Annotated in this window: 10 protein-coding genes; 2 read left to right on the top strand and 8 right to left on the bottom strand. The window is 43.6% G+C overall.

The genetic code is table 11. The features are described from left to right. Window positions 1-18: 18 nt before the first annotated feature. From JOC94_RS08190 to zapA, 6 genes are all read right to left on the bottom strand, one after another. Window positions 19-1,710 carry a long-chain-fatty-acid--CoA ligase gene (locus JOC94_RS08190; RefSeq protein WP_077110144.1) on the bottom strand — a complete coding sequence of 564 codons (1,692 nt, stop codon included), beginning with the start codon at window positions 1,708-1,710 and terminating at the stop codon, window positions 19-21. A 228-nt stretch (window positions 1,711-1,938) separates the two neighbouring features. Then, window positions 1,939-2,346 (bottom strand): DUF350 domain-containing protein, encoded by a 408-nt coding sequence (locus tag JOC94_RS08195; protein WP_139345567.1) that lies wholly within the window; start codon window positions 2,344-2,346, stop codon window positions 1,939-1,941. Between the two features lie 37 nt (window positions 2,347-2,383). After that, window positions 2,384-4,741, bottom strand: coding sequence for an endonuclease MutS2 (locus tag JOC94_RS08200; RefSeq protein ID WP_077110228.1), 2,358 nt, complete (start codon window positions 4,739-4,741; stop codon window positions 2,384-2,386). A 25-nt stretch (window positions 4,742-4,766) separates the two neighbouring features. After that, complete coding sequence (gene polX / locus JOC94_RS08205; protein ID WP_077110227.1) at window positions 4,767-6,479, bottom strand: DNA polymerase/3'-5' exonuclease PolX; 1,713 nt, start codon at window positions 6,477-6,479, stop codon at window positions 4,767-4,769. A gap of 91 nt (window positions 6,480-6,570) precedes the next feature. Continuing rightward, a complete protein-coding gene (locus tag JOC94_RS08210) occupies window positions 6,571-7,113 on the bottom strand; it encodes a CvpA family protein (RefSeq protein WP_077110143.1) in 543 nt (180 codons plus the stop codon). 7 nt (window positions 7,114-7,120) lie between these two features. Beyond that, window positions 7,121-7,381 (bottom strand): cell division protein ZapA, encoded by a 261-nt coding sequence (gene zapA, locus JOC94_RS08215; protein WP_077110142.1) that lies wholly within the window; start codon window positions 7,379-7,381, stop codon window positions 7,121-7,123. Between the two features lie 120 nt (window positions 7,382-7,501). Between zapA and rnhC the strand changes: the two genes are divergently transcribed. After that, on the top strand, window positions 7,502-8,434 hold the full coding sequence (gene rnhC / locus JOC94_RS08220; protein ID WP_077110141.1) for a ribonuclease HIII: 933 nt from the start codon (window positions 7,502-7,504) through the stop codon (window positions 8,432-8,434). 18 nt (window positions 8,435-8,452) lie between these two features. Here rnhC and JOC94_RS08225 read toward each other — a convergent pair whose 3' ends face one another. Next, window positions 8,453-9,535, bottom strand: a complete 1,083-nt coding sequence (locus tag JOC94_RS08225; protein ID WP_077110140.1) for a PQQ-dependent sugar dehydrogenase — start codon at window positions 9,533-9,535, stop codon at window positions 8,453-8,455. Between the two features lie 450 nt (window positions 9,536-9,985). On the opposite strand from JOC94_RS08225, the gene JOC94_RS08230 reads away from it, so the two are divergent. Next, on the top strand, window positions 9,986-10,753 hold the full coding sequence (locus JOC94_RS08230) for an NRDE family protein (RefSeq protein ID WP_077110139.1): 768 nt from the start codon (window positions 9,986-9,988) through the stop codon (window positions 10,751-10,753). 68 nt (window positions 10,754-10,821) lie between these two features. Here the strand turns inward: JOC94_RS08230 and JOC94_RS08235 are convergent, their stop codons facing one another. Further along, window positions 10,822-11,679: a cytochrome c oxidase assembly protein gene (locus JOC94_RS08235; protein WP_077110138.1), complete on the bottom strand. Its 858-nt coding sequence runs from the start codon at window positions 11,677-11,679 to the stop codon at window positions 10,822-10,824. Between the last annotated feature and the right edge of the window lie 131 nt (window positions 11,680-11,810).

The raw sequence follows: 11,810 nt of genomic DNA on the forward strand, positions 1-11,810 counted from the left end.
AAAATTCGTCCGTCCGATCTATCCAAGCTTTTCATCTTGCGCCTGATTTTTTTGCTCTTCCTCTACTAATACTCGGCGCAAGACCTTTCCTACGGCTGTTTTGGGCAATTCATCCCGGAATTCATATATTCTTGGTACTTTGTATGCGGCGAGATGCTTTCTGGCATATTCATCAAGTTCCTTTTCTGTCGACGTCATTCCTTCCCTGAAAACGATATAGGCTTTCACCGTTTCACCTCTGTAAGGGTCGGGAACACCGGCAACTACCACTTCTTGAATCGCTGGATGTTCGTACAGTATCTCTTCGATCTCACGCGGGTAAATGTTAAATCCACCGGCAATAATCATATCTTTTTTCCGGTCAACGACGTAAAAATAACCTTTTTCATCCATATACCCGAGATCGCCGGTTAATAACCAACCGTCTTTAAATGTTTTTTCCGTTTCCTCGGGCATGTTCCAATAGCCTTTCATGACTTGGGGACCCTTAACAGCAATTTCCCCCACTTCCCCCGGCGGCAGCGGGCTGCCCGTTTCCATACATAGGATTACTGCATCTGTATCGGGCCAAGGCACTCCGATACTTCCTTTTACCCTGTCTTTTGCCCACAAGAAGTTGGCATGGGTTACAGGGGATGTTTCTGTCAGGCCGTATCCCTCTACAAGCTTTCCACCAGTGATTTTCTCAAATCTTTCTTGTACCTCTACTGGAAGCGGTGCAGAGCCGCTAATACATGATTCAATGGAAGAGAGATCGTATTTTTTAATATCCGGATGGTTTAAAAGCCCGATATACATCGTTGGTGCCCCTGGAAAAAGCGTTGGCTTTTGTTTATGGATTGTTTTCAACGTTGTTTCGACATCAAACTTTGGCAGAAGAATGATCTTGTACCCTTGCATGACGCCTAAAATAAGCACTGTCGTCATTCCATATACGTGAAAGAATGGCAGGATGCCAAGAATGCTTTCTTCTCCTTTTTTCATCTTGTACAGCCATGCGTCACATGCTGTCGCATTGGCAATCAAGTTTTTGTGGGTGAGCATAACCCCCTTCGGTTTTCCAGTTGTTCCCCCCGTATATTGAAGGAGTGCCAGATCGTTTTCAAAATCAAGATCCGTTGTGACCGGTTCTGCTGTTGACTGGGCCATAACTTTTGGAAAAAGGTGCTGGCTGCCTTCATGTTGGACATTCACAACCATTCCGGTCTGCCTCTTTTGAATAAAAGGATAAATAAAATTCTTCGGGAAAGGCAGATAATCCTTGATAGCGGTTACAATAATATGTTGTAAATTCGTTTCCTTTTTGACTTTGGCGACTCTGGGATAAAGCAAGTCGAGAGCGATGATTACGATGGCCCCTGAGTCTTTCATTTGGTATTCCAATTCCCGTTCGGTGTACAACGGATTCGTCTGTACGACGATGGCTCCGGTGTATAAAATGCCATAATAGCTGATAAACGCTTGCGGACAGTTGGGAAGCATGATTGCGACACGGTCGCCTTTTTTCACACCAAGGCTTTTCAAGTAATTGGCCATTTTGAGAGAACTTTCATACACTTCTTTATATGACATTTCCTTGCCCATAAAATGAATGGCCGTTTTATCCGGATAACGTTGTGCAGCTTCCGTTAAATATTGCTGGACCGGCTTCTCTTCATATGTGAGCGTTTTCGGAATTTCGTCAGGGTAATGCTCTAACCATGGTTTCATACAAGTATAGTCCCCCTTTTCATAAACAGAAAATTTAAACTTATGCTTATTATATTACAATAAAATCTTACATACAACGAATTACATTATTTATAGAATAAAAGAAACGCAAAAAACCGCTTCGGTAAAAAGCGGTTTTACATACGGACTAAATATATAACTCCTACCAATACGAAAATTGCACACACGACAAATAGTACTTTTGCCAGTTTTTCCACCGTTTCCTCCTTAATATATGCCGGCACCAATGACGAATGACAATCCGATCGATATGACCATTGAAATCAAGCCAACAGCGGGGTTGCCCTGTTCAATTTCTTCGTCAATTTTAAACTTCGGCGTTAAAAATTCAAATATAAAATATCCCGTCAACAACAGTAAAAAGCCAAACATTCCCCAGCCAAGCATGACGAACAATCCATCATGATGCAAAATGGAATGTCTGAAAATATTGGCGATCCCAAAAATTTTCCCGCCGGTAGCCATTGCCACCGCCACGTTTCCTTTCTTGATCTCTTCCCAATTGTTGTACTTCGTTACAACCTCAAATATAAATAGGAAGACCACGATACAAAGAACCGTAACACTATAGTAACCTGCCGTTTGGACATAATTGTTTTCCCAAAACGAGCCCAAGATCATCGCTCCTTTTTTGTTTTGGAAGAGTGTGGCTTCATCTAAATTCAACAATGGTCACACCGCTACCGCCTTCTCCCGCTTCTCCCAATCTAATACGTTTCACAGCGCGATGACGTTTCAATAATTCGGAAACTCCTGTACGAAGAGCCCCGGTCCCTTTCCCATGGATGATCGATACACGGGGATAATTGGCTAAAAGTGCGTCATCCAAATATTTCTCGACCTTCCGAAGGGCATCTTCATATCTCTCCCCGCGAATATCCAGTTCTACTCCGACATGGTAGTCCTTTCCTTTAATGGAAGCGAGCGGCTTCGGCTCTTTCTTTGGCTCGGATTGAATGAATTCCATGTCTTTTTCCGCCACTTTTATTTTCATGATGCCTGCCTGAACTTGCCACTCGTGTTGACCGGTTTTTTCAAGCAATATGCCTTTCTGGTTCAAGGTGGCGATTTTTACTTCATCACCAGGCTTAAATGAGCGTGCTTTTAGGTTGGACTTCACTGTTTCCTGCCCATCACCCATTTGCGGAACAGCCGTTTCCAACCTTCTTCTTGCCTCAATAAGCTCATGTTCCTTAGCCCCTGCTCCACTCGCCAGCCTCATTTGGCGGAGTTCCTTTATGATTTCTTCCGCTTCAGCTTTTGCTTTCTCAATGACTTCAGAAGCTTTTTGCTCCGCTTTTTCATACAACTCTTGTTTTCTTGACTGAAATTCGGACATCTGCTGTACAAGATCCTTATGCAGCTTTTCCGCCTGCTTTAAATGAGCCATTGCTTCTTCATATTTTCTTTCTGCTTCGTGTCTGCTTTTTTCCAGTGAAGCAATCATATTTTCCACTTCGTTGCTCTCGGCGTTAATCAATGATTTTGCATAATCAATGATCCGATCCGAAAGCCCCAGCCTCTTCGATATTTCAAAGGCGTTGCTTCTGCCGGGAACACCGATTAACAGTTTGTATGTCGGACGCAGCGTTTCAACATCGAACTCGACGCTGGCATTCACAACCCCTTCCCGGTTATAAGCATAAGCTTTTAGCTCCGGATAATGGGTCGTTGCAATAACGCGCGCTCCGCGCTTATAAACGTCATCCAGGATCGAAATGGCAAGAGCGGAACCTTCTTGTGGATCCGTACCGGCACCCAATTCATCAAAAAGAACGAGACTTTCTTCGTCTGCTTTTTTCAAAATGTCAACGATATTGACCATGTGAGAAGAGAAAGTACTTAAGCTTTGCTCAATGGACTGCTCGTCTCCAATATCAGCATAAATCTGTTGGAAAACGGCTGTTTCGGAGCCTTCTGATACAGGAAGAAATAATCCGGCCTGCGCCATTACCGTTAAAAGTCCGGCCGTTTTCAACGTGATCGTTTTTCCTCCGGTGTTTGGGCCAGTAATGACAATGGTTGAATATTCCTGGCCAAGAGATATATCGTTCGGAACCACTTCATCTGCGGGAATCAGCGGATGTCTCGCACGGTATAGATGGATAACGCCCTTTTTGTTAATGTTTGGGCGAGTAGCTTGTATGTCTTTCGCAAATCGTGCTTTTGCAAAAATAAAGTCCAGTGATTCCATGATATCCACCAAAAGTTGCAGATCATCGGCAAACTCTGACACATTTGCTGAAATCTCCATCAAAATCCGTTCAATTTCCCTGTCTTCCCTTAATGCGAGTTCGCGAAGTTCATTGTTTAAGTCAACGACAGCCTGCGGTTCGATAAAAAGGGTTTGTCCGGAAGAAGATTGATCATGGACGATTCCAGGATAATTTGCACGGTATTCCTGCTTCACCGGGATGACGTACCGCTCATTTCTGATCGTAATAATCGCGTCTGAAAGCATTTTTTGTGCATTTCGGCTGCGGACGAAACTATCGAGCTTTTCCTTGATTTTTCTTTCATTTCTCCGCATTTGCTGCCGGATATTTCTGAGCGCATCACTTGCTGAATCGAGCACGGCGCCCCCGTCGTCTATCGCATTTCGGATTTCTTTTTCAAGCTCACTCATGGTGACGATGTCATTCACTTTTTCTTCCAGTATGGGGATCTCCACTTCATTTTCAAGCAAAGATTCAATAAAGCGTTTTATCGTCCGCCCTGCCCGTATCATATCAGCTATTTGAACAAGTTCCGCCGAGTTCAAAACTCCTCCGATTGCCACCCGTTTAAGATGCGGTCTGATATCATGGATACCGCTTAATGGCGCATGGCCCCTAAGTCGCAAAACAGTGGAAGCCTCATCAGTTTCCTGCAAAAGCATGGAAACTTCTTCAAATGAGGTGGAAGGTTTAAGTGTTCTGATTTGTTCTGCCCCGAGCGTTGAAGAAGCAAATGGTTCCATTCGGGAAAGAATTTTATCAAATTCTAATGTTTTTAATATCTTTTCGTTCATGGGGTAAAACATCACTCTCCCATTATTAATCGCCGCGTTTTAAGAAGGCAAGCAGCTCGTCTTTTTTCCATGTGTTTATAACAGATCCCGGACGGATCCAGCCTTTTTTCGCATATGATACGCCGACATCCATATATTCCAAATGACTGATGTTGTGCGCATCCGTGTTGATGACGATCTTCACTCCGGCTTCCTGGGCTTTTTGGAGATGACTGTACGCCAAATCAAGCCTTGCCGGATTGGCATTCAATTCAAGCACCGTATCCGTTTCTTTGGCCAATTCGATCAGCATGTCCATGTCTACCTCATAACCGTCACGCCTTCCAATCAAGCGCCCTGTCGGATGGGCAATGATATCGACATGCGGGTTTTGCAAGGCATTTGTTAAGCGTTTCATTATTTGGGACTTGGGCTGAAAAAAACTGGAATGGATAGAGGCAATGACAATATCAAGCTCTGAAAGGAGCTCATCTTCAAAGTCCAGTCTTCCATCCGGCAATATATCCATCTCGATTCCAGATAAAATGAAAATATCGTCATATTTTTCATTTAAGGCTTTGATTTCTTCATTTTGCTTTCTCACCCGGTCGGGCGTAAGGCCGCCTGCAACCCGCAAAAATTCGGAATGGTCCGTAATGGCCATATATTCATACCCTTTTTTTCTGCATGCTTCGATCATTTCTTCAAGGGAATAGGCGCCATCCGACCAAGTCGTATGCATATGAAGATCACCTTTTATATCGGCTAATTCGATCAACTGTTTTGCTTCTGAAAAATGTTCAATTTCTTTTCCATTCATCCTGATTTCAGGAGGAATCCAAGGTAACTGAAAATGTTTGAAAAAGTCTTTTTCTGTCTGAAACGTCTCCACTTTGCCCGTTTCAGTGTTTTCCACTCCGTACTCGCTAATTTTTTCGCCCCGTTCTTTGGCAATTTGGCGCATCCGGACATTATGTTCGGCAGATCCTGTAAAATGGTGTAGGGCCGTGGCAAATTCGCTCGGTTTAACGATCCGGAAGTCAACAGAGATTGTATAATCGGCTTGCAGGTGCAAGGTTACTTTCGTATCTCCGCTCACAGCGGCTTCTCCATCCAATTTCAGCAATTGTTCTTTTACAGCCTTGGGATGCTCTGTCGCTATGACAAAGTCCAAATCCTTGATTGTTTCCGATAAGCGCCGTAAACTGCCGGCCCGGGAAAATTGCTTGATTTCTTTGACTTCTTTTAAATAGGACTCTATTTGCTCAGTAAATGGAAGCATATAAGCAATCGGGAAGCGGTCAGGCTGTCTGCCCATTTGTTCAAGAGCGTTTTTAATGTTTTCTTCTGTTTTTTTCCCAAAGCCTTTCAGCTTCCTGAGCTTTCCGGCAGCGCATACTTCTCGTAAAGACTCCACGTCTGTGACATTTAATTCCTTATAGAGCCTTGCGATCGTTTTACCGCCAAGCCCCGGAATTTGCAGCAGCGGAATCAAGCCTTTTGGAACTTCTTCCTGAAGTTGCTCAAGAACGGAAGAAACACCATCTTCCACAAATTCCTCGATAACAGCGGCCGTTCCTTTCCCAATCGCCGGAATTTCGGTGAAATTTGTTATCTCGGAAAGGCTCCGGTCATCTGCTTCCAGCGAGGCAGCCGCTTTTCTAAAAGCAGCTGTTTTAAAAGGATTTTCCCCTTTTAACTCCATGTATATTGCAATCTTTTCCAATAAACGAATCACATCTTTTTTGTTGATTCCCATATTTATGTCACCAACCGTTCTCATTCTCCTGCCTATCATTGTAGCAAATTAGCAAGACAAAAGAAAAACCTCTCTTTGCGCAAAGAGAAGCTTAGCTTTTAATGTAGTTAAACCACATATTCTTGACCTCGCCGGAAAGGAAAGGGGTGTAATGGATGATCCATTTGGCGAGGATGGATTGATCGAGAGCATCCTGGATATTGGAAATCGGCAATAGGGCCCCAATATATAAAAGGATGAACAGCAAAATATAGATTTCCAAAAAGCCCAGTATGCCCCCAGCCCAGACATTCAGTGTCTTTAAAATTGGAAAGCTGGCGACAAAATCCAATGCCGAACCAATGATCCCAAGGATAATACGAACAGCAATAAAAAGGATGACAAAAGCAATGGCCCGATAAAATGCTTCATCAGCGCCCGCTCCATCCAATAGTATTTTCATAGTTTGTCCATGATCAAAATCAGGGTAAGGAACCCAAAGTTTCAATTTTGGTGCCAAATCATCATAATAAATGTATGCGACGATAAAAGATATGATAAAGCCAACCATGTGAATAAGCTGCAAGATAAATCCTCTTCGCAACCCAACGAAAAAACCGGTGGCCAATAGAATCAATAATACTAAACTCAACATGAAAAGCTCATTCCTTTAAGCGTTCAAGCTCTTTTTCCAAATGTTCGAAGCGCTCGTGCAGTTTAATATAATCATGAACGGCATTGACAGCCGTTAGTACAGCTAGTTTGCTTGTATCGAGATTTGGATTCGCCGAGCGAATCTCATACATCTTCTCATCCACCAATCGGGCCACTTTTTTTACATGTGCTGACGTTTCCGTCCCCGTAATGATATAATGTTGGCCATAGATTGTAACAGGAGTGCGGATTTTTTGATTTCCCGACAAATCGGATGCCTCCATTTCCTAAAGAAATCCCACTTTCTTATCATATCACGAATAAAAATAGATGGGAATAGATGTCTAAATTTGTTTATTCCTGATCTTTCATGTAAGGGAGCAATGGATATGGCAAATATTGTTATTCAAGCAAAGCGAGCAGAAATAGATAAAATGAAAGAATACTACCGTCCATTTTTAAAAGACACTTCTCCTCCAGGCAGTGTTTTTTCTGCAAAAAAAGGCGGATGCACGATCACGGCCTACCGTTCGGGAAAAGTAATGTTTCAAGGTGTTGGACGTGAAGGGGAAGCTGGAAAGTGGGCGAACCTACACGATCTGCCAACGGCTACAAAGCCGAGAAAAGCTTCCGGGACTCCGCTTCCGGAAAACATTACCAACCTTTCGGTCATCGGATCGGATGAAGTCGGTAAAGGAGATTATTTCGGCCCGCTCGCTGTCGTGGCAGCCTATGTAAAAAAAGAGCATATTCCTCTTTTAAAGGAACTTGGTGTAAAAGACTCCAAGCACTTATCAGACAAGCAAATTACGGACATCGCCAAAGATCTTCTCACGTTTATTCCCTACAGCTCGTTAAAGCTCAATAACAAAAAATACAACGAGGCGCAGGCGTCTGGAATGACGCAAGGAAAAATGACGGCCATCCTGCACAACCGGGCTCTCTTGCATGTTTTGGAAAAAATAGCACCGGAAAAGCCGGAAGCGATCTTGGTTGACCAGTTTGCGGAAGCCCAAATATATTTCCGCCATTTAAAGGGGCAAGAAACAATTTTAAAAGAAAATGTCTACTTCAGTACAAAAGCAGAAAGTATCCACCTTGCTGTTGCCGCCGCTTCCATTTTGGCGAGGTACTCCTTTTTGCAAGCAATGGAGCAATTAAGCAAAAAAGCCGGTTTTTCCCTTCCGAAAGGGGCCGGCTCCATCGTGGATGTTGCGGCCGCCAGGCTGATAAGGAATAAAGGTTTGGGCGCTTTGTCCGAATTTGCCAAAGTGCATTTTGCCAATACTGAAAAAGCGAAGAAAATAGCGGGGATTTCATAGTGCGAAAAGGGGCGCCGATTAATCAGGCGCCCCGTTCAATTCAAGGTGTAAAAGCTTATCATCATTTGCGGCAGGTGTTCCCCTGCCATCCGTATTGTTTGTTATAAAAAACAAATCATTTTTCTCTATGAATATATCTCTAGTCCGCCCTTGTCCCGTTTGAAAAATATCGGCATTTCCGGTTGATAAATCATATTGAAAGACTGCCTGGCCCCGGAGCCCCGCAATGTAAAGCCTGCCATTGGCATAGGCGATGCCTCCAGGCGCCCACGTCTTTTCGCCTGTGTGAAACATCGGGGTTTCCATTCCTGCTTGCTGCTCATCCCCCTGGATGACAGGCCAGCCATAGTTTTTTCCGGGTTCGATTTGATTTAATTCATCATGTGCGCTTGATCCATGCTCTGAAGCATACATATTTCCATTATCATCCCAGGTGATGCCTTGCGGGTTGCGGTGGCCATACGAATAAACGGGAGAGTTTGGAAATGGATTATCAGAAGGGATCGTTCCATCCATTTCAACCCTTAATATTTTTCCGGCCAAGCTGTTTACATCTTGGGCTAAATCAGGTGCGGAGGCGTCTCCTGTTGTTATAAACACTTTTCCGTCCGGCCCGATCTTTATCCTGCCGCCATCATGAATGTGAGCCCCCGGTATTCCCTCCAGTATGCTATCCGTTTCCATCCAACCGTCCGCCTCTTTTTTCAACCTTATAAGCCTGTTGAAAATGTCTCCATTTTCTTCATAAGTATGGTAGGCGAATGCTTCCAAATCCGTATTCGGGATAAGCTCCAGTCCAAGGAAACCCGCCTCTCCCCCGGTAAATATATCCTTTGTGGTCATGACAGGCAACCGGCTATATTCCCCGCTTTCTGGATCTACGGAAACAATCGCGCCATTCCTTTCACTTATATAAAACTGGCTCCCTTTCTTTGTAATCGACCACGGTACGGATAGATGATCGGCAATAACTTCAGGAGCAACCCTTCCGGAAGCCGGCGCTTCTTCTTTTCGTTCGGCGCTTTCGTTCTGCTCCTGCTCTTTTTTAGAGCAAGCGGCTACAACAAACAATATCATCAATACATACCATACCTTTTTCATAACCGATCCCTCCATGGATAAAGTGAAACTTCTAGCCGCGGCGAGCTTTTACGCCGCTGACTGTGAGTTGAGCCAATCGGGCGATTACTGGCAGTTGATTTCAATGAAAAACCTTGCTATTTTACAAATCAGTTTAAATAGAAGTCTTACTGCAAGTTAACGCCGGATAAGGTGAAACTTCTAGCTGCGGCGAGCTTTTACGCCGCTGACTGTTAGTTGAGCCAATCGTAAGTTACTGTGGGGACTTCAGCTAATCGTTCGTTGGCCAATTGCGATTGCTGGCTGGAGGCTTCAGCTATTGTTAGTTAAGGCAATCGGCAGTTACTGGCTGTTGCTCTCCTCTTCCCATTATTGTTTTACCCAGATGGCGAAGTGGGGATCTTGCTGCTGATCAATCTGATTCATGTTAAAATACAGAAAAAGAAAAATGCCGACCGAAGGAGATTATGTATGTGCATTATATTTGCCGCCTACAAATCCCACCCTGATTTCAACCTGATTGTCGCCGCAAACCGTGATGAATTTTACAGCAGGAAAGCGGCTCCGGCCCACTTTTGGAAAGACGATCCCAACATTCTTGCGGGAAGAGATTTGGAACAAATGGGTACATGGATGGGCGTAACATTAAGCGGCCGATTTGCGGCTTTGACAAATTATCGAGATCCAAACGAAGAACAGGCAAACAAACAGTCCAGGGGACACATCGTCCGAGATTTTTTATCGGGATCGGAAGAACCGGAACATTTCTTGGATGGTCTCCAAAGCAAGAAGAAAAACTTTCGCGGGTTCAATCTGCTCGTTGGAAATCAAAGCTCACTGATGTACTATTCCAATATCGAAAACAAAGCAAAAGCACTGCGCCCAGGAGTTTACGGCCTGAGCAACCACTTGTTGAATTCCCCTTGGCCTAAAGTGGAAAAAGGGAAGGCATCTATGCTCAAATTAATAGCTGAGAAAACAATAGATCATGAAAAATTGTTTGAAATACTCCGTGACGATGAACCTGCACTGGAGGACGAACTCCCTAAAACCGGAGTTCCGTTGGATTTAGAAAAAACGCTTTCATCTATCTTTATCCGCAGTCCCCATTATGGAACCCGCTGCTCGACAGTCCTTACAGTCAGTAAGAAGGGGGAGGTGCAGTTGATTGAACGAACCTATTCAAAACCTTCGGAACATGAACGCCGTTTTCAGTTTAAGATAAACGAATTTTCATAACGGAAAATTCAGATATATACTTTATATAAAAAGCTGTTTCCGGGTTGATGTGCCCGTTAAACAGCTTTTTATTTTTTAGGCAAGTGTATGACGACTCCTTGAACAACACGAATATTTTCATCATCTACTTGTCCTTCTTGTTCGTCCTCTTTTCTGCTCCAATTTTTAACGAGGTAAAATAAAGCAATTCCATAACTCGCGAGTTGGATCGCTTTAAGCAGTCCCCCGCCAAGCTGCTGGTCATACACAGCCGTTATCGATGGAATAAACTGGGTGGCGGTCGCTTCATAAATCGGGTAATGCACCTGATGGATGATGATCAATAAATAAATTCCGATCGGCATGAGCAAAACCGCGTTTAAAAAGATATACGCCACTCTTGTGAAGTAAGAAAACTTGCTTATTTCCGGAAGCGGCATAATAATCGTCCACCACATTAAAAAACCCATAAACATTAAAAATAATTGACTTATAATGGAAAGAAGCAAACTTTCGTGGACGATGTTGAAAAACCTCGGAACAAAATAAACGGTCAAGGCACCGTTAAATAAAAGCGCCGCCATCCAAGGATGACCGAACAACTTAATCGCAAATTTTAAACGATGATTCCAGAAATACTTTCTAGCCCACTCTGCCGGCATGCTTAAAATGAGAAGCGGCAACACAATAAATAGAAGCGCCATAATTTCAAAGACGTGGGCACTAAACAAAAATGTGTCGGCAATCACTTTTACCGGGCTGCCTTTTACAATATAAAAGATAAAAGCGGCGATAAAAAAGTATGTGACTTGCCTTTTGGTCACGACATACCGGGAAGAGCCGGCCACCTTTTTATAATATAAAAATGACAATAGAACTACAGCAACAAAAGTAACGGGGCTCCACAATTCTAACCAGGAATAGCCTGAAAGAATATTCGTGTTCAAGTAATTGGTCCCTCCTCTCCCGCATTACTCGACTTGCCTGCAGCACATTTTATTATTATCTTATCATGTATTTTCCGGTGCCGAAACCTTTAGATGACAAATCCGTGAACAATAGATATAATCGGGTTTTT

This window comes from Siminovitchia thermophila, assembly GCF_016909185.1.
Taxonomy (GTDB): domain Bacteria; phylum Bacillota; class Bacilli; order Bacillales; family Bacillaceae_C; genus Siminovitchia; species Siminovitchia thermophila.